The organism is Adlercreutzia sp. CNCM I-6216 (assembly GCF_977113345.1).
In genome coordinates, this window is the sequence record NZ_CDSBIE010000008.1 from 94165 (window position 1) to 113610 (window position 19446).

Sequence of the window (19446 nt, forward strand, 5' to 3'; positions counted from 1 at the left end):
TCCTTAGGATTCCGCTACTTCTTGCGACGACGGATGATGAGACGGCTCGAGGCCTTCTTCTTGTTGCGGGTGCGATGGCCCTTGGTCGGCACGCCCCAGGGGGTGACCGGGTGACGACCAGCGGACTTGTTCTTGCCCTCGCCGCCGCCGTGCGGATGGTCGACCGGGTTCATAACCGTACCGCGGACAGAGGGACGAACGCCCATCCAGCGCTTGCGGCCGGCCTTGCCGATCTTGATGTTGGAGTGCTCGGCGTTGCCCACCTCGCCGATGGTGGCGCGGCAGGTGATGAGCACGCGGCGCATCTCGGAAGAGGGCATGCGCAGGATGGCGTAGTTGCCCTCCTTGCCCATGAGCTGGATGGAAGTGCCGGCGGAACGGGCGATAGCGGCACCCTTACCCGGCTGCAGCTCCACGTTGTGGATCAGCGTACCGACGGGGATATTCGCCAAAGGCAGAGCGTTGCCCGGCTTGATGTCGGCTTCCGGACCGGAGACCACGATGTCGCCGACCTTCAGGCCCTTCGGATGGATGATGTAGCGCTTCTCGCCATCAACGTAGTGCAAAAGAGCGATACGGGCCGAGCGGTTGGGATCGTACTCGATGGTGGCAACCTTGGCGGGCACGCCGTCCTTGTTGCGCTTGAAGTCGATGATGCGGTAGCGCTGCTTGTTGCCGCCGCCCTGGTGACGGGTGGTGATGCGGCCATAGCAGTTGCGACCGGCCTTCTTCGGCTTCGGGGCCAGAAGAGACTTCTCCGGCTTGGACGTGGTGATCTCCGAGAAATCGGAGACCGTCTGGAAACGTCGGCCGGGGCTCGTCGGCTTGTACTGTTTGATTCCCACAGTAACAACCTTTCTTGACTTCGGGCTTCCGCGCTCGCCGGCCGGTAACGGCAACCAGCGGGACACGTGCGCCCCTTTCCTTTGGAGTTTCCGCTCGCGCGCCTCTCCGCACACCGAAACCTCCCCTACGGTAGTGGCCAGGCGATTGCCGACCGGCGCAGATGGAGGCTCTACGCTGCGACGCCGTCTTGCCACGCGCCCGGGTGTATCCATCGCTGGGCACACAGACGCAAAGAAGCATTATAGGGGTGGGGGGCAACCGCCTCAAGAACTTTTTCGACAAGCGGCCAACCGTCACATTTCCCGCACACTTGCCTCGGGGCGGGGCCGAACGTCGAGATCGCAGGTTTGGCCCCCTCGCGATGCGACCCCGCAGACAGAATCGCGGGGTTTGGCACCTTTAAGGTGCGAGCCTCGGGCAGAATCGCGGGGTTTGGTACCCGCGCGGCCTGGGCTACGGGCAGAATCGCGGGGTTTGGTATCCCCGAGCGCTTTTTTCGCCCCAAGATCGGCAAATTGGGGCGATTTGGTACCCGTTTTCTGCCAAGATCGGCGATTTGGTCCCCAACGCCCGAAGAAAGCCCAGGTCACGAAAGCCGTGTGAGTGCTTCGCGGGTACCAAACCTCCGTTCTCGCCATAAGGCGGGTATCAAACCGCGCATGTTGGCCGAAAAGGATACCAAACTCCTCGATATTGTCGCCCCTTTTCCGCTTGGAGGTACCAAACGGGGCGTTTTTGCCAAGGCGACATCGACCAACTCGACAGCAGAGAGCAGGAGCGCCGATTCGAGCACCGAAAACTACAAGAGAGCGCGGCAGCACGAGACCCTGCGACAACGCAAAAAAGAGCGCCGCAGCCCGAGGGGGCATTTTGCCAGTCGACTTCGCGCTTTGCGGCATTAGGGCGCCTCTGGCTACGGGTTCGCGCTTCCCTGACGTTCTTTGCCAAAGAGAAGCCCTTGTTCAGAGCTTTGTGTTTTCGTCAGAAGAACCGGCGACCCGTAGCTCGGGGCGTGAAAACGCCCCCAAACCTTCCATCGACCGGCAAAATGACCCCTCGGGCTGCGGGCTACGTGCTGCGGACTGCGGGCTGAGGGCTGAGGGCTGCGGCGCCATCTCTTTCAGAGAGCGTAAACGGGTGACGAGCGGCAGCGCCCCTCGCGGGGGGGGTCGCGAGGGGCGCTGCCATGGGAAAGACGAGGCCCTTTGGAGGGAGGGGAACGAAAGGGCCTCCGGAGTTGATCGTGAAAACGAGACGGGGCACGGTCGGCCGCATCCTGGCCGATGCGTGGTCACGCGAGGCCTGCCGCGCGCCTCGTCACCTTAGTCCTGTTTCACGAGGCCGCGCTCAGTAGCGGCATCGCGCAGCTTCTGCCAAATGGCAAGATGATCGATCTCGAGCTGGTTGCAATGGGCCGTGCACGTGCCGCACATAGTGCAATCCCACAGCCCGCCCTGGACGGCCTCCACGATACGGTCGGCCTGGTCGTAGGGATCGAAGTGGCGGAAGGCCACGGCCAGCATATGGGAGGGCCCGATGTAGTCGGGGTTTATGGCGCGGGCCGGGCAGCCTGCCGTGCACACCTGGCAGCGAGCGCAGTAATTGATGCCGAACAGCTCATCGGCGTCTTCCATATTGTAGGTCTGGAGATCCTCTTCGGTCAGCGGGGCCACGCGCACGCGCTTATAGGTCTCGGCGATCTTCTCCTGCACCTGACTCTTGTCCACTACCAGGTCTTTCACCACCGGCAAGCCCGCAAGCGGCTCGACCGTGTGCGAGCCGTCAGGCAGGGGCTCCACGCAGGCGAGTACAGGCTCGCCGTCGAGCATCATAGCGCAGCGGCCGCACATGCGCCCGCGGCAGGAGAAGTCGAAGGCCAGCGGCTCCTCGTTCTCGTGAATGTACACGAGGGCTTGTAAAAGCGTCATGTACTCGTCATCGTGGGGAACCTCGTAGGTGGTCTCATAGGGAGCATTGTCCTTCGAGGGATCGTAGCGCTTAACAGTTATCTTCATGGTCTATCTCCTTGGAACTCGCAGAATGGCACCGATTAGTAAGCGATCTTCTCGCAGGACAGGCTGCCGTCCTCGGCGCGCGTGTAGGCCAGCGCGCACTTCCAATTCTCGTCATCGGTCTCAGGAAAGTCGGGGCGGATGAACGCATCGCGGCTCTCCTCGCGCGCAAGCGATGCCTCCACGGTCAGTCGAGCGATATCAAGCAGGTTCACCACCTCGATGGCGTCCTTCCAGTCGGCGTTCTGCACCAAGCTGTCGTCGGCGCACGCCATGCGGGGAATATCCTCCGCCATAATGCGGTCGAGCTCGGCTTTGGCCGTCTCCAGCACATCGGTGGGACGCACGGGACGAGCGGCCTCGGCGCAGGCGTACTGAATGTTGCGGCGCACGGTGATGGGGCGCAGCGGATCGTCCACGGTGCGCGTCCGCAAATCCTCGAGACGGGCGATCTCGGCCGCCACTCCTTCGTAGGTCACGGATGCGGGCTCCTCATAGGCCGCCAGATATTCCAAGGCCCTCTTCATGGCGTAACGGCCCATGCGACGATTGGTAATGTTCATCATGCCGCCCTCGCTGCCGGCGTTGGCGCGAACGCAGAACAGACCCTCGGCATCAACGCACATGGCGTTGTCATCGGTGATGGGTTCACCGCCGTGCTCGTACATTTCGGGTACCACCTCGGTCGGCTGGGCAGTGAAGTCGTAGCCGAACTTCTCCTTCAACAGCTGGGCATTGCGCTGGTACATCCATCGCATGGTGGAGAGGGATTCCTGCTTGCAGTCCAGGTACACGCCGCCGTTCTCGCTGCCCTTGCCAGCACGCACCACCACGTCGACCGCCTGCATAACGCCCGACTGGGTGGTCAGGTACTCCTTCTCGGCGATTTCGGGGTAGTCTTTCAGGTAGGTTCCCTCGGAATCCATCAGGTCTCCTGAATGCACGCTGTCAGCGCCGACCATGGAGCCCTCCGAAGCCGTGAAGCTGCGCGGGAAGGCGCCCATCATGTCGTAGCTGCCGAACTCGGCGTTGGCGATTTTGCCGCCATGGCGCAGGAGGGCCATCTCCACATCGGCGGTATTGTCGAGCACGTTGTTCGTTGTCGCCGAGGTGGAGTTCCAACCGTAGAACTGGGTGCAGCCGCCCGTGGCCGACAGCGTCACCTTCGCGCGGTAAACACGGTACTCGCCCGTGGGCAGGTGCAGGCCCACGGCGCCCAGGCAGCGGCCGTCCTCGATGATGAGGTCGGTGATCATCGTGCGGTCGTGAACCGTGACGTAGTCCTTGGAGCGGAAATAATCGGACCAGTGACGCGTCATGGAATGCTCGAAACCACGCGTCGTCGGGAAATCGTAGATATAGAAAGGAGTTCCGTCCTCGTTGCGTGCCGAAAGGATCTCGCCCCAGTTAGCGACGACCACATCGGGATTCAGCTCGACCTCGTTCTGGACGCCCGTCTTGCGGTAGAGGCTATCGTTACGAATTTTCGTAGCAACGGGCACCTCCTCCTCGGTCTCATAATAAGCGCCGGGAACCCACGTTTGCATGATGTCGAAGCTCATGCCGAAAGCGCCTCCGAAGCCATAGGGCGCTTTATCGATCACCAACATATTCTTGCCAGCCTTGCAAGCTTCCTGCATAGCGAAACTGGCACCGAAGCCGCCGCCAATGAGGAGGATGTCGGTGTCGTAGACCGCGTAGGGCACCGATGCGGCCACCGTCTCGTTCTCTCCGCCCGTCTGGGCCATCTCGGTCGGGTTCTGCGGCGCGCAGCCGGCCAGCATGCCGCCCGTCAGCGCCGCCGCGCCCGCAGTCAGGCCGCCCAGCTTGAAAAACGAGCGCCGGTCCATGCTGCGAGGCGTGTTCTCCCCTTGCTTGCTTCCCATCCCTCTTTCTCCTTTCGATCGGGATCAGACGGGCCGAAGAATACGGAGGAAACGGAAGCGTGGCAAAAGTTGCGCCGCTAGAGCAACTGTTGACGAGACGACACCGAAGCGCGCGGCGAACCGTTGAGCGTTTGGAGCATATCCCCGAAACGCCGCAGCCGACGTATCATGGACGATACGCAAAAAAGGAGGGGCGATGAACAACGAGAGAGACGATTGGGCGCAAGCCTCGGAGACAGTCCTAATTTTCGACCAATGGATGCGCGCCATCGTCGGCACGCTTCGGGCCGAGCGCGGCGCCACCATCAACCAGTTCTGGCTACTGCTGCTCATCAGCGAACGCCCCCAGCAGTCCGCGGCGACGGCCGCCGCGACGCTCGGGCTCAACTACACCACGATGGCCGCCTGCGCCGCTCAGCTCGTGCGGAAGGGAGCCCTTGAGAAGCGAACCTGCGACGATGACAACCGATACTCCCCTCTCGCCATAACACCCGCCGGCCAACGGCTCCTCGCATCCCTCGACCAAAGTCTGATAACCGCGGCCAAAAGCGCCCTGGACCCCCTCCAGGGCAACGAGCGGACACAGGCCCTGCAGCTTTTCTTCGAAGCCTGCGTGCGGCTCAACAAGAAGCGGATGATGGGCGATCTGGTGCGCGGGGACAGCGCCTTCATCATCGCCTGCCAGCAAACGGCCCTCGATTTCAGCCGTCTGTGCCGTAAGCAGCACCTGAGCGCCACCCAGGGCCATCTGCTTTTGGCCTTGGGAAGCAGCGGGCGCACGGCGGCCAAAGAGCTGCGACGCCACCTCTGTCTAGACGCCCCCACCTTCTCGCGAGCGCTCTCGCGCCTCACGGACGCGGGCCTCGTCACCCGCATCGCCTGCGCCAGCAAACGGGAGATCGAAATCGCGCTCACCTCGCAGGGCCTCGCCTGCGCCACAGACATCGCCGAGGAGACCACCAAGATGCTGGAGGCACTGCTCGGGGACGGTCTTCGCAGCCCCATGGGCATTCGCACCATCGCCGCCCTTCGCGCGTCGCTGGAGGAACGGCTCTAACGGCCCTTGCGGATGCCGCCTTTGCGGCCGTTGGCCTTCGGGGGCTTGCCGGCTCGCTGGGGTTTCGAAGCGGCACCTACCGCACCTCTGCTCCGTTCAGACGAGACACGTCCTTTGGCGTTCTTTCCCTTGCCGAACGAACCGCGCTCTTTAGCGCCCCTCCCCTTTCCTTTCGGGGCGCCGCCGTCCGCATCGCGCTTCTTGGGGCGCTTGGGACGGATGAGGCACTGCTCGTCCCAGCCGATGAGGTCGGTCCGCCCAGCCTTCACGAGTGCCTCGCGCACCAAATCGTAGTTGGCGAGGTTGCGGTACTGGATGAGCGCCCGTTGCAGGGCCTTCTCATGCGGGGTCCTCGGCACGTAAATGGGTTCCATGGTGAGCGGATCGAGGCCCGTGTAGTACATGCACGTGGAAATCGTCGAGGGCGTGGGGTAGAAATCCTGCACTTGCTCGGGGTTGAAGCCCATGTCGCGCACGTACTCGGCCAACTCGATGGCCTCGGCCAACGTGCTGCCCGGATGCGACGACATGAGATAGGGCACGACGAACTGCTTCTTGCCCGTCTCCCGATTGATTTCCTCGAAAGCGTCGCAAAACGCGTCGTAGACGGCCCGAGGCGGCTTGCCCATGGCGGCGAGCACCGTGTCGGACACGTGCTCGGGCGCCACGCGCAGCTGGCCGGATACGTGGTGCTCGACCAGCTCGCGCAGAAACGTGCGGTCGGGATCGGGGTCGGCCATGACGTAGTCGAAGCGGATGCCCGAGCGCACGAACACCTTCTTCACGCCGGGCAGCTTCCGCAGCTTGCGCAGAAGACCCGTGTAGTCGCGATGATCGGCCTTCATCGCCGGGCAGGGCTTCGTGCCCAAACAGCGGCGGTCTGTGCAGGCGCCTCGCGTGCGCTGCTTGGCGCAGGCCGGCCCGCGGAAGTTGGCCGTGGGACCGCCCACATCGTGGATATACCCCTTGAAGTCGGCGTCTTGGGTCATGACGCGGGCCTCCTCGAGCAGCGACTCGTGGGAGCGGCCCGTGACGATGCGCCCCTGATGGAAGGTGAGCGCGCAGAAGGCGCACTCGCCGAAGCAGCCGCGGCAGGAAGTGAGTGAGAACTTCACCTCGGAAAGCGCCGGCACGCCGCCGGCCTCGTCGTAGGAAGGATGCCACGTGCGCGCATAGGGTAGGCGATAGACGGCGTCCATCTCGTTTTGGGTAAGCGGCGCAGCCGGCGGGTTCTGCACCACGTACACGCCGTGGGGGTACGCTTCCACCAAACGGGCGCCCGTCACCGGGTCGCTCGCGCGGTACTGGGCGGCGAAGCTCTCCGCGAAGGCACGCTTGTCGCCCGAAACCTCTTCCCACCTGGGCAGCATCTCGTAGTCGACCACGTGTTCCAGCGAGCGCGTGCGGAACACCGTGCCGTCGATGAAGGTGAGATCGCTCACGGAAAGGCCCGCAGCGAGGGCATCGGCAATCTCGACGATAGAGCGCTCCCCCATGCCGTAGGAGATGAGATCGGCCCCGGAATCGAGCAAGATGGAGCGCTTGAGGGAATCGGACCAGTAGTCGTAATGGGCGAGCCGGCGCAGACTCGCCTCGATGCCGCCCAAAATGATAGGCGTTTCCTTGAAGGTGCGGCGAATGAGGTTCGAATAGACCACGGCCGCGTGGTTGGGGCGCGCGCCGCCCTTGCCGCCCGGCGTGTAGGCGTCGTCGCGGCGGCGCTTCTTGTTCACCGTGTAGTGGTTCACCATGGAGTCCATGTTGCCCGCCGACACGAGGAATCCCAGCCGCGGCTCGCCGAACACCGCGACGCTTTCCGGGTCGTTCCAATCGGGCTGAGCGATGAAGCCCACCTTGTAGCCGTGGGACTCCAACACCCGCGTGATGATGGCGCTCCCGAACGAGGGATGATCCACGTAGGCGTCGCCGGAAACGTAGACGAAGTCGAGCTGCCCCCAGCCGCGCGCATCGGCCTCGGCGCGCGTGGTGGGCAGGAACGCCGAAGCGGGCAGGGAGGGGCGCGTGTTTTTCGGAGCGCCCTTTTCCGGGCGCTTGGGGCTGCGATGAGATTGGGGCGCGGGCTTCTTAGACACAGAGAGTACGTCCTTCATAGAAACGGGCGGGGAAGTCCCCGCCCTGGCGTGTGGTTATGGCGCAAGGCCGATATCGGCCCGTAAGCTAGTTCTCGTCGGCCGCCTTCGCCTCGGCGGGCGCCTTCGCCTCGTCGGCGGGCGCCGCGGGAGAATCGGCCACGGTGATCTTCGCCTGGGAGGCCACGAAGCGGGCGGCCTTCAGGCGCTCGGCCGTCTCGCGCAGAGCGAAGCCGCGACCCGAGTCCTCCAGCTGCTGGCGCATCATCTTGGGATTGCCCTGGGGATTCATGCCCAGGCAGGCATCCTCCAGATCCTTGTCGGTCAGCGTCAAGCGCTCGTGGCGGTACACCGCGTCCAGGCAGAAGCCCTGCACCAGCACCTCGCGGGTCTGCATCATGAGCATCATGCCGAACTGCTGCTCGCCGCCGTTTTGGGCCACGAACTGCTCCCAGGTCATGCCGGCCTGCTGAAGCTCCATGCGCAGGTTCTGCATGAGCTGGTCGCGCGTGGCCTCGTAGATCTCATCGGCGATGCGGCCCTCGAAGCGGCGCGTGAGCTGGCCCACGGCCATCTGCTGCACGTAGCCCTCGTAGGCCTCGCGCTGCTGGGCCTCGAAGACGCGGCGCATATCGGCGACGAGCGCCTCGCGGCTCGCGAACATGGGCATGTTCGCCTTCACCCAGGCATCGTCGATGACCGGCACGACCTCCTGCTGAATCTCCTTCACAGTCACCGTGCAAGAGATGGGCTTGTTCACCACTTCCCCGTTCTCGGTGCCCAAGGGGGCCTCGAAGGTGAACTCCTTGGTCTGGCCCGGCTCCATGCCGATGAGCGCCTCATCGAATCCCTCGGGCATGTAGCCCCGGCCCATGAGGTAGGTGCGATCCTCGCAGGTGAGCGCCTTGATCTCCTCGCCGTCGTCGAAGCACTTCATAGCGATGGAGCAGGCGTCCCCCGCCGTAAGCGGCTTGGCATCGGCCACCACGTAGGTGACGGAGTTCTTGGCGATCTCCTCCAGCTGCTGGTTGATGGGAGTCTCGTCGAAGGTGAAGGGGGGCACCGTGATCTCCACCGGCTCGTAGGAGGTCAGCTCGTAGGTGGGCTTCACCGTGACGTTCAGGGTGAACGTGAACTTCTTGCCGCGCTCGAACTTCACCGTGGGCGTGGCCTTGGGAGGGAACGCCGGCACGAGGTTGCGGCGATCGAGCGCCCGAGGCACGAGCACCTCGATGGCGTTGGGCTCGATGATCTTGTCCAGATCGGCGATGCCCAGCTGCTCGCGCGCCAGCTCCTCGATGGACTTGCCCGGCGCGGGACGCACGCCCATCTGCATGGCGAAGGCCTCGGCGGCCTCCTTGAGGGCGTTGTTCACCTCGATGGCCGTGGCCTCGCAGTCGAGCTTGATGATGCCGTCGGCGAGCTTCTTCTCGGTTACTTTCACGGTTCGCTTCTCCTTCTTCATGAACGGGGGCCGACCCTGCGCCGGCCCCTCAAAGGTTTGGGCGCTATGGTAGCACAGGCCGCACCGCGCGATCCGTGCACACCGCGAAGCCCACAAAATAGCGGAGCAGCGATGCGAAGAGAGCGAAAACGAAAGGGCGGCGGCAAGACCAACGTCCTGCCGCCGCCCATCGCAGCGCCCGTTACGACAACAGAGCTAGTTGCCCTCCATCCCCTTTGCCGCATCGCCCTTGCTCTTACAGGCCTTGTACCCTTGATACAAGAAGACGGGCATCTGCTTAATCAAGTCGAAGGGAACCATCGTGAGAACTTTCCAGACCTCCTCGGGCTTGATATAGACCGTCGACGGCATCGACTGCAACAGCAAAGCCTTCATGAGGATGGTACCGTCTTTCATGCGCAGGCTCTGAACGTCCACCATAGGCGCTCCCCCGCGATCGTAGAACGACGCACCCGCGTAGGTATGGGCGAAACGTGTTGCGCCGAACGAGAGGGCCGCAACAAGCGCACCGACGATGATCTCGCTCAAACCGGCCCCCAAGCCCGCAATCCAGCCGACAATGCCCCACAGTGCAAGCGCGATTCCCAGGGCACAAAGCACGTAGTCGAGCGTGGGCTTATAAGCCTCCTGCTTGATGGCAACGATAGACAGGACGAGAGCTATCGCCCCCGCCGCAATCGCGATAGCCAGGGCCACACCCCGCGTCCCCAGCAAATACGGAGACACGACGAGCCACGCCCCCAGCACGGTGACGAGAGAATTAAGAATCGCTGTCATAGATCGTTCCTCTTTCATCGCTCTCCATAGCCGCGGGGCAACATCCCCCGCGGCTATGGAACCTTATCTCAGAATGCTGGCCATTCCCTACTTGTTGTCGAGAACGTCGTCCCAGTCGAAGCCCAAATCGTCGAGGATGATCTGGGCGGTGCCGCGGCCGCCGCCGGTGACCGCGCCGCCCGGGTGCGTACCCATACCCGTCAGATACAGACCGTCGATCATCGTGCGAAATTGGCCAATCTCCGGCAACGGTCGATAGGCGTAGCTCTGGAAGAGATAGGCACCGGGACCTGTGATATTGCCGTCGATGATGTTGTCGTTCCACTCACTGTAGAAGTCGGGCGTGAACACCTTGTAGGCGAGCACGTTATCCTCGCTGAGGTTGTTGGTGTAGCTGAAGAAGTGCTCGCGGATGTCACGCGCGAACTGCTCGACCTCCTCGGGATGGTTCTTCCACCAATCCATCCCCTCCTCGCCCACACCGGCCGGGGCGAGCTGCCACAGATACAGTACGTGCTTGCCCTCCGGCGCCCGCTCCGGATCGAACAGCGACGGCACGAGCGACTCGGGGCAAAGCGACCGCTTCTCAGGCAGGCGACCCTCCACCATGGCGCGATAGCCATCGAGCAGATCTTGGACGTTCTCGGGGATAGGCTCTACAACGACGGCGTCATCGAACTCGGGACCGGCCTTGTAGTGGGGTGCATCGTCGATGGCCACCGCCTGCATCACCCCGGACATGGGAGCCGGGATAATCTGCTCGAGATCGCGCTTGAATTTGGGGTCGAGCTCGTAGCCGTCCACCATCTCGAGGAAGACGCGGCGAGCGTCCACGTTGGAAATAATGGCCTTGGTACCGACATAGGTATCGCCATCGGCCGTCTCCACGCTCACCGCGCGACCATCCTCCACATTGATCTTGACAACCTTCTTGTTAAGAATGATCTCACCGCCACGATCCTTCAGGGCTGCGGCCAGGGCATTGGGAAGGGCGATGGAGCCACCCTTAGGCAGCGAGCCCGAACGGAAGGCGTTGCCCACGGTCACGAACATCATCCACATGGCGCTGCCGGCATCTTCCGGCGTCACCATAACCTCCGTGGAGATCTTCAGCACATGGGAGATCGTCTTGGGATGCTTGAACCACTGGCGAGCCATCTGCAGGGCGGACATGGACATGGATTTGAACAGGTCGCGTCCTTCGGGCGTGGAGTTCAGCTGGTTGACGAACAGCCCCATCGGAGGAGGACAAGTGGACATACCTGTGGAAATCAGGGGCAGCAGCCGGGCCTTCTCCTGGATGAACTGTCCGTAAGCCTGGGCGTCTTCGGGCGAATAAGCGGCGATCTGCGCGAGCTCGTGGGCCAAGTCGCCATCCTCCACGACACCGGTGCCATCGGGATAGAGGGTGGCACCGTTCTTCTTCGTGTCGATGAATTCAAAACCGTACTTCTCGCGGATGCCCAGCTCGTCATTGGCGTAGACAGGATTCGACTGGATGGCCCCAAGCGCCACCGAACCGATGTCGTGCTTGAATCCCGGAAGCGTGCACTCGACCGTGGTGGTGCATCCGCCGATCATGTCGTTGGCCTCCAGCACGCATACGCTCAGACCCGCCATAGCAAGATAATTGCCAACGATCAGACCGTTGTGACCCGATCCGATGATGACTGCATCGTATTCGTGAGTTGCCATTACCGTACCCCTTTCTCGATGATTTGGCACCCTCTCTCTCAGTGCCTTGCTGCCTTCATATTCTGGAGCTCTGACACCTGGTTTGTAAGTGTGCAAAGTCGCAAGTGTGGTAACATGAAATTGCTTAAACGACCTGGTGGTAAAGCATTTGTTGACAATCGATGCCCTATGTCAACAAGCTCGACCGCAGACCGACGACACCTGATGGGACGGTCTCATGAGACGACAAGTATTCCCCCTCTCAAAGCAAGTGGAAACGCGGCTGCGCATTATGCATGCCGTCGATCGTCCCATCGACGAGCTCACTTGCGCAGCCATCTGTGCCAAAGCCGATGTGTCACGCCAACTGTTCTACCGATACTTCGATTCGAAGTTCGATATTCCCTACTGGTTCGCCACGGAATGCGATCGGTCCACTATCTCCGAAATCGGACGGTCACTCACTTGGGAGGAGGGCTTCTCGGACTTCTTCAGCCTTCTGCACGACGAGCGCGAGACGCTGCGGCATTTCACCTCGAGCAAGGAGTCGCGCTCGAGTCGGCACCGAGCGGACGCGCGACGGGCAGACATCTTCTGTGAGACCATCGCCCTCAACGGCGGTATCGTAGACGGTGACTTGCGCTTCTACGCGGAAATGTACGCGAACTGCTTCAACAAGGCCTTCGCCACCTGGATCGACAGCGGAATGGAGCGGGCACCCGAGGATATGGCGCGGCTTGTTTGCGGGCTGGTTCCGCCCGCGCTGCGCAAGGCAGTCTGCGGCAGCAAATTCTGAGGACGATCCGAACCTAACAGGTCCAGAAACGCCCGTTTCGCATTGCGAGACAAAAGACAGCGCCCCCGAAGATGAATCCAGGGGCGCATTATCTTGGGCTTATCGGAATTCTGAGCAGCACGCGCTCATAGAGACAAGCCTATTTGGCGTAACGGGGCTTCAAGCCGCGCTGCTCCGCCGCCGCGCGCAGGTCGTTCCAATAGGTCAGATGATCGATTTCCGGCGAGTCGCAGACCTCGGTGCATTGGCCGCACAGGATGCACCGGTACAATCCGTCTTGAACGGCCTGCACCACGCGATCGGCCTGATCGTAGGGATCATAGTACCGGTAGGCCGTGGCGAGCATCGTCATGGGCCCCACGTAGTCCGCGCTCGTCTGCATGGCGGGGCAAACCGAGCTGCACCGTCCGCAGCGAGTGCACCACTCAATGGAGTACACCTTCTCCTGGGACTCCATATCGAACTGGTTGATCTCGTCGCGGTTGAGGTCGTCGAAGCGCACGCGGTTGTACCGTGCCGAGGTCGCCAAGTGGCGCTGCGTTTTGTCGACGATGAGATCGTGCAGCACCGGATAGCCCTCAAGCGGCGCGATATCGTGAGCCATGTCGGTCAAAGGCGTGATGCACGCCAGCTTGGGCTCGCCATCCACCATCATGGCGCACCGTCCGCAGCTGCGACCGTGGCAGGCGTAATCGAAGGCAATAGGCTCTTCGTTCTCGTAGATGTACATGAGCGCCTCAAGCGCCGTCATCTTGTCAGTGAAGGGCACCTCGAATGTCTGGTCGTAGGGCGCGGCGTCTTGGGACGGATCGAAGCGCGTAACGGTAATTTTCATGAAAACCTCCTTCAGGCCTAAGCCGTCTGCGTCCAGTCGATAGACTCCCAGTCGACGACAGGCATCTCAACCTTTTCCGTCTCGTAGCTGCCCTCGGTGCCGCCGATGGCCAGCGAGCATGCCCAATCGTCGCTCGGCTCGGGGAATTCGGGGCGCAGGTAGCTGCCGCGGCTCTCCTCGCGCGTCAGCGAGGCGAGCACCGAAAGCTCGGCAATGGTGAGCAAGTTGTAGTTCTCGATGGCCTCTTTCCACTCCATGTTGTAGGCCAAGGAGGGGCTGCCCACGGCCTGGCGGGGCAGATCCTCCCGACGGATGCGCGCCAGCTCGTCGCGAGCCGCCTCCAGAGCCTCGGTGGTGCGAATGATGCCCATGGCGGAGCCGGCCGCCTTCTGAATGGCCCGTCGAATGGCCACGGGACGCAGATCGCCCTCAGCCGCGTTGGTGCGAATGGCCTCAAGACGCTCGCGCTCGGCCTCGATCAGGGCAAAGTCGAGCTCTCCCAACTCGGCGGTCTTCGCGTATTCGGCCGCGCAGTGGGCGGCGTAGTTGCCGTACAGGTAGTTGTGGCTCACGCCGGGGCTTCCGGCCGCACCGGTCATACCGCCGCCGCGAGCGCAGAACAGGCCGGCGAACTCGCGGCTCATGGCCTTCTCGTCCGTGAGGATGCTGCCCTGATGCTCAATCATCTCGAGACCGCACTCGATAAGGTCGCTCGTGGGGTCGATGCCGAACGTATCGCGGAACAGATCGATGTTGCGGCGATAGAAGTAGCGGATGTGGCTGCGCGCTTCCTCGGTCGAGTAGTCCACGTAGACTCCGCCGGCATCTGACCCGCGACCGTCGGCAATGCACTGACCCACGGTCTGCAGGAACAGAGAGCGGCTCTTCTGGTACTTCAGGGGATCGTCCTCGTCCACAAGGAACAAATCTCCGTTGCGGTCCTTGATGTAACCCACCGACATACTATCGGCGCCCAGGCCGGCGGGGTATCCGCAGGAGATGCCCGTGGGATAGACGGTGATAAGGTCGTAATCGGTCCATTCCGAATCCACGATGAGGGCGCCATGGCGAAAGGCCGACATCTCCAAGTCGGAGGTGTTGTCAGGCACGCTGCCCGACTGCGGCGCCACGGTGTTCCACCCGTTGATCCAGCATGTACCGCCCGTGGCCATCACCGTGGCCTTGGCGCGAAACACTCGGAAAGCCCCCGTGGGCAAATGGATGCCCATGGCACCCTGGCACACGCCGTCTTTGACGATAAGATCGGTGAGCATGGTCTGATCGGCGATGGTCAGCCACGGCGACGCCGTCAGACGGTCGGTCTCATGGCGGGGAAAAGAGCCTTCGACCATGTAGATCTTGGCCGCCTCGATATCGGAGAAGATATGATAGCTTCCGTCCTCGTTGCGCTCGGGGAACATCTGGCCTTTGTTGAGAACTTCGAGATCGAGCTGCTGACCTTGGCCGGAGCAGGCGGGGTTCGCTCCATTGCGCTCCTCCGCGTACCGGCGCGCAGCAAGATTCACCTCTTGGTTCAGCACCGGTCCGATCTGAGAATCAAACTGATAGAAGTTCGGATCGTAGATCCAGGTGGTGAGGAAATCGAAGTTCATACCCGCCACGCCGCCAGAGCCGAACGGGCCCTTCTCAACCACCGTAACGTTCAAGCCGCTCTTTGCGGCATTCGCCGCCGCCGACATACCGGCATAGCCGCAACCGCACACGAGCATATCGGTCTCGTACACCTCGTAGGTGCCCTGGGGCGTCACAACCGTATGCCCCGTTTCAGCCAAGTTGGCGCCATCTTCCTGCGGGGCGCACCCCGTCGCTCCCAATCCCGCACCCGCCAAGAGGGTGAAGCCGGCCGTGGCGCCGACCCCCTTCAAGAACGAACGTCGCGAACAGGCAGTCGAATCGCCAACGAACATGTTGTCGTCCATTGCCACTCCCTTTCCTCTCTCCTCAGATGATTCGGAACGAGAAGAGCATGGCAAATTCATCGACTCGCTGTCAGCGGGCAGTTTTCCCAACCCGTCAGGAACCTCCTTACAAAAGGCGCAAACCGTCAAGATCGCCTGGACAAGTTCACGCTTTCGTGGGTATCATGCGGGAAAAGGAGGGCTTTTTATGGAAGTACACTACATCGAGAAACCCCGGGGATTCGATGTGCGTATGCGCGTGGTGGAGGCTGTCACCGAACCGATTCGCGCTCTGTCAGTTACCGAGATATGTCGCCGTGCCGGCATTTCAAGGCAGACGTTCTACAGCTACTTCGAGTCGAAGTACGCTATTGGCTCATGGTATGCCCTCCATTGCGACACGTTTACGCTCGACCTCATAGGACGGACGCTTTCATGGCGCAAGGGTTACGAGCGCTGGTACACGCTCATGGAGCGCCAAAGGCTTCTCTTCGCCAACTCATCGCAAAGCAAGTTCAGTGACGAGGGTGCAGCCGCGGTGGCCGAGAACCGTATCGCCGCCTTCCGAGAAACCTTTGAAAACCGCGAATTGGCGTTCACCGACGAGTACTGTTACTACGCCTGGATGTGCGCCTCGGTAGAACGCGCCGCATTCAGCCGCTGGCTCAAAGAGGGCTGCGACGCGCCACCGGCGGACATGGCCAGGCTCACCGAGCTATGCGTCCCTCCCTTGCTCCATCGGGCCTTAAGTCTTTGAATCCATGATCTTTTGAACGCGAAAGGCGACTCGCCTTCGAAATAGCGCCCCGGTTCTTCCTACTCGTTGGACTTCAGGCTCTCCACCATGTCGATATGGGCGAGCTTGGGGCGCATGACGACCATGACGACGGCGGTGAACACCATGGTGAGAACGAAGGCGATGACGAAGCTGTCCCAATGAATGGTGCGCCCGAACATGACCTGATCCACCTCCGCCGTCACCACGACGAAGCCCTCCAGCACCACGCCGAGGCCCAGGCCCACAAGCGCGCCCAGCATAGCCAGAAGCACGATCTCGCGGAAGATGTAGGCGTTCACCTCGCGGGGCGTAAAGCCGAGCACCTTCAACGTGGCGATTTCCCGGGCCCGCTCGGTGATGTTGATGTTCGTCAGGTTGTACAGCACGATGAACGCGAGCGCGGCCGCCGCCACCACAAGCACCACCACGACCATGTTCACCGAGCGCAGCATCTGCTTGTAAGAGTCGATGACCTCGTCGTTGAAGGCCACGGTGTCCACCGCCCCCGTAGCGCGCAGGGCCTCGGAGAGCGCAGAGCGCTCCCCCTCGTCGGTGGTGGCCCGGGCGTACACCGTGAGGTTGTCCGGCTCTTCCCCGAAGGTGCGCGCGTAGGTCTCCGGCGTCATGAAGGCATAATCACCGATATAGTTCTCGATGATGCCCGTCACGGGCACGGAATAGGTCGTCGCCGTGGCGTTGCCCAAATCGTCCTGCTCGGCGAACACGATGGCGTCGCCCACCGAAAGTCCCAGCTTGGTCGCCAGCTTCTCGGTGACGATGGCGCCGGCATCGGTCAGCCCCACCTCATCGTGGCCCTCGCGGGTGCGGAAGTGCCACAGCTCCTTGAACGCCTCGGGGTCGGACGGCGCCACAATGGTGGTCATGGCCTCGGTGCCATCGGCGCCCTGGGCGATCATGGAGGTCTCGGTGGCACGGACGGCCACGGGCAGCTTCTCGGCGTCGCCCAGAAGGGCGGCGGCAGCCTCGCGCTCGTCGTCTGCAGCGTCGTCCTTCTCGGAGATGACGACGTTGTAGTCAACCAGCTCGCCGTACTGCACGTCGATGATGTCGTTGATGGAATTCTGCAGCCCCAGGCCCGTCAGCAGAAGCGCCGTGCAGCCGGCGATGCCCACGCACGTCATGACGAGACGGCGCTTGTAGCGGAAGATGTTGCGGAACGTCACCTTCCACGAGAACGAGAGGCGGCGCCACAGGGGCCCGACGCGCTCCAGCAGAATGCGCTTGCCGGCCTTGGGCGCCGGCGGCTGCATGAGGGCGGCCGGAGTCTCGCGCAGGGTGGCCGCGGCGGCGGCCCAGGTGGCCAAAAGCGTGATGCCGATGCCGAGTCCGGCCGCGGCGAGCGCGATGGGCCAGTCGATGGGCATGGCGGCGCGGGGCACGTAGTAGACGATGGAGTAGGCCTCCATGATGACCCAGGGCAGCACCTGGGAGAGCACCGCAATGCCGAGAACGCTGCCGAGCCCTGCGGCCAGGGCGGCGTAGATGAGGTACTTCGACGTGATGCGCGCCCGCGAGTAGCCGAGCGCCTTGAAGGTGCCGATGAGCATGCGCTCCTCCTCCACCATGCGGGTCATGGTGGTAAGGGCCACGAGCGCCGCCACGAGGAAGAAGATGAAGGGGAAGAACGACGCGATGGCGTCGATGCGATCGGCATCGGAGGCGAAGCTCACCACGCCGAAGTTCTTCGTGCGGTCCATGACGAGCCAATCCGGCGGCTCGATGTCGTCGATCTCCTTCTGGGCGTCGGCGAGTTCCTGCTCCGCTTTGTCCAGCTCCTCGTTGGCCTCGGCCGCGGCGGCGTCGTAGTCGGCCACGCCCTGCTCGTACTCGGCCCGACCCGCCTCCAGATCGGCTTTGGCCTTTTCGTACTCGGCCTTGCCCTCCTCCAGCTGCTTTTTGCCCTCCTCGACGCTCGTCTTGGCCTGATCGAGCTGAGCCTGAGCCGCGGCGATCTGCGCGTCGGCGGAGGCGCGCTCCTTCGCCAACTGCGTCTTCGCCTCTTCCAAAGCCGTGGCCGCATTGCCGATGTCGGCGATCTTTTGCTCCAGATCGGCCCGGGTCGCCTCCAACTCGGCGCGCTGGTCGGCGGGAAGGTTCGGCACCTGCAGGGCGGCCTCGGCCTGGGCCAGAGCGTCCTGCAGCGTCGGGAGCGCCGCGTTGGCCTCGGCGAGGTTCGCCTCGTTGGCAGCGATCTGCTGCTCGGCCTCGGCAAACTGCGCCTCGGCGTCGGCCTTGCGCTTGGAAAGCGCGTCGGTGCCCTGGGTGTACTCCTTCTCGCCGTCCTTGATCTTCTTCTCGTTGGCGGCAAGGGTGGAGGCAGCCGCGTCCAGCTTGCGCTGACCCTCGTCCAGCTCCTCCTTGGCCGCATCCAACTCGGCGCGGGCATCGGCGAGCTCAGTCTTCGCGCGGGCCTCCTCTTTTTCGTATTCCGCTCGCGCCTCGTCCAAATCGGCCTGGGCCTCGGCCTTCAGGCCATCCACCCGGGCCTGCTCCCGAGCCGGCGCGATGCCCTCGATGGCGGCCACAACGCCGGCCACGCGATCGTCGTAGGCGTCGCTGTCGGCGGGAAGCTCTGCCGCCCCTTCCACGGAGACGTAGGCCTCCACGTAGGGCATGTCCGCATCGAAGGCCTCCGGCAGCACGTACATGAACTGCTCGATGGTGCCCGAGCCAATGGTGGAGGTGCCCATGGACGTCGAGCTGACGTAGAGCGGCGAGTGCACGCGCCCCACCACGGTGAACTCGGTTTCCGCCAGCGTGTCCTGCACGTTGCCCACCGACGGATCAACCGTCACCGTGTCCCCCAACGAGGAGGGGCCGCTCATAACGCGGTCGTTGAAGATGACGCACTCGTTGGCCGAGGTGGGCCAACGGCCTTCCACCAGATCGAGCCGGTTGAGATAATTCGCGTCATCGGAAGAGAGGGCGCCCGCGTCCGTCTTCACCACCGTCGCCGCCGAGGGCGACAGCGAGTGCACGCGCATCACGTACTGCTCGTCGTTCAGGGTGGCCAGTACATCGGCGGAATAGGCCGCCTCCACGCCCGAGACGCCGGGTACATCGCGCAGGGCCTCGATGTCCTCATCCGTGAGCCCCAAGGTAGAGACGACGCGAATGTCCATGAGATCGGTGCCGTCGTAGTAGGCATCGGCCGCCAGTTTCATATCCGGCGCCGTCATGCGCAGCCCAGCGTAGAAGCCGCAGCCCAGCGCCACGATGGCGGCAATGGCGACAAAGCGCCCGAGCGAGTGGCGGATGGAGCGAACAATATCTTTGTTGAACGCCTTCAC

The 19446-nt window shown here is 62.8% G+C and carries 13 protein-coding genes; 3 read left to right on the plus strand and 10 right to left on the minus strand.

Going from position 1 to position 19446, the window contains the following annotated elements:
• Positions 1 to 14: 14 nt before the first annotated feature.
• From rplB to ACYVRU_RS08790, 3 genes are all read right to left on the minus strand, one after another.
• The gene (rplB, locus tag ACYVRU_RS08780) at positions 15 to 845 is read right to left on the minus strand and encodes a 50S ribosomal protein L2 (protein WP_022740333.1); all 831 of its coding nucleotides are present in this window, start codon (positions 843 to 845) and stop codon (positions 15 to 17) included.
• 1323 nt (positions 846 to 2168) lie between these two features.
• Positions 2169 to 2861 carry a succinate dehydrogenase/fumarate reductase iron-sulfur subunit gene (locus ACYVRU_RS08785; RefSeq protein WP_022740334.1) on the minus strand — a complete coding sequence of 231 codons (693 nt, stop codon included), beginning with the start codon at positions 2859 to 2861 and terminating at the stop codon, positions 2169 to 2171.
• A gap of 35 nt (positions 2862 to 2896) precedes the next feature.
• On the minus strand, positions 2897 to 4744 hold the full coding sequence (locus ACYVRU_RS08790) for an FAD-dependent oxidoreductase (protein ID WP_022740335.1): 1848 nt from the start codon (positions 4742 to 4744) through the stop codon (positions 2897 to 2899).
• 196 nt (positions 4745 to 4940) lie between these two features.
• On the opposite strand from ACYVRU_RS08790, the gene ACYVRU_RS08795 reads away from it, so the two are divergent.
• A complete protein-coding gene (locus ACYVRU_RS08795; protein ID WP_161127310.1) occupies positions 4941 to 5801 on the plus strand; it encodes a MarR family winged helix-turn-helix transcriptional regulator in 861 nt (286 codons plus the stop codon).
• Here the strand turns inward: ACYVRU_RS08795 and ACYVRU_RS08800 are convergent.
• The 4 genes from ACYVRU_RS08800 to ACYVRU_RS08815 all read right to left on the minus strand — a co-directional run bounded on the left by ACYVRU_RS08800 (position 5798) and on the right by ACYVRU_RS08815 (position 11828).
• Positions 5798 to 7894: a YgiQ family radical SAM protein gene (locus ACYVRU_RS08800; RefSeq protein WP_227070488.1), complete on the minus strand. Its 2097-nt coding sequence runs from the start codon at positions 7892 to 7894 to the stop codon at positions 5798 to 5800. The genes ACYVRU_RS08795 and ACYVRU_RS08800 overlap by 4 nt on opposite strands.
• A gap of 85 nt (positions 7895 to 7979) precedes the next feature.
• Complete coding sequence (locus ACYVRU_RS08805) at positions 7980 to 9335, minus strand: trigger factor (protein WP_161127312.1); 1356 nt, start codon at positions 9333 to 9335, stop codon at positions 7980 to 7982.
• Between the two features lie 216 nt (positions 9336 to 9551).
• Positions 9552 to 10133, minus strand: coding sequence for a hypothetical protein (locus ACYVRU_RS08810; RefSeq protein ID WP_114539957.1), 582 nt, complete (start codon positions 10131 to 10133; stop codon positions 9552 to 9554).
• Between the two features lie 87 nt (positions 10134 to 10220).
• Positions 10221 to 11828: a phytoene desaturase family protein gene (locus tag ACYVRU_RS08815; RefSeq protein WP_114539958.1), complete on the minus strand. Its 1608-nt coding sequence runs from the start codon at positions 11826 to 11828 to the stop codon at positions 10221 to 10223.
• A gap of 217 nt (positions 11829 to 12045) precedes the next feature.
• Between ACYVRU_RS08815 and ACYVRU_RS08820 the strand changes: the two genes are divergently transcribed.
• Positions 12046 to 12603, plus strand: a complete 558-nt coding sequence (locus ACYVRU_RS08820; RefSeq protein WP_114539959.1) for a TetR/AcrR family transcriptional regulator — start codon at positions 12046 to 12048, stop codon at positions 12601 to 12603.
• Between the two features lie 139 nt (positions 12604 to 12742).
• On the opposite strand, the gene ACYVRU_RS08825 is transcribed toward ACYVRU_RS08820, so the two are convergent.
• Positions 12743 to 13438 (minus strand): succinate dehydrogenase/fumarate reductase iron-sulfur subunit, encoded by a 696-nt coding sequence (locus ACYVRU_RS08825; RefSeq protein ID WP_114539960.1) that lies wholly within the window; start codon positions 13436 to 13438, stop codon positions 12743 to 12745.
• 17 nt (positions 13439 to 13455) lie between these two features.
• Entirely contained in the window at positions 13456 to 15378 is a 1923-nt protein-coding gene (locus tag ACYVRU_RS08830) for an FAD-dependent oxidoreductase (RefSeq protein ID WP_227070503.1), read from the minus strand.
• A gap of 187 nt (positions 15379 to 15565) precedes the next feature.
• Here ACYVRU_RS08830 and ACYVRU_RS08835 point away from each other — a divergent pair, with 187 nt between their 5' ends.
• Positions 15566 to 16114 carry a TetR/AcrR family transcriptional regulator gene (locus ACYVRU_RS08835; protein ID WP_161127315.1) on the plus strand — a complete coding sequence of 183 codons (549 nt, stop codon included), beginning with the start codon at positions 15566 to 15568 and terminating at the stop codon, positions 16112 to 16114.
• A gap of 59 nt (positions 16115 to 16173) precedes the next feature.
• Here ACYVRU_RS08835 and ACYVRU_RS08840 read toward each other — a convergent pair whose 3' ends face one another.
• Positions 16174 to 19446, minus strand: coding sequence for an FtsX-like permease family protein (locus tag ACYVRU_RS08840; RefSeq protein WP_227070490.1), 3273 nt, complete (start codon positions 19444 to 19446; stop codon positions 16174 to 16176).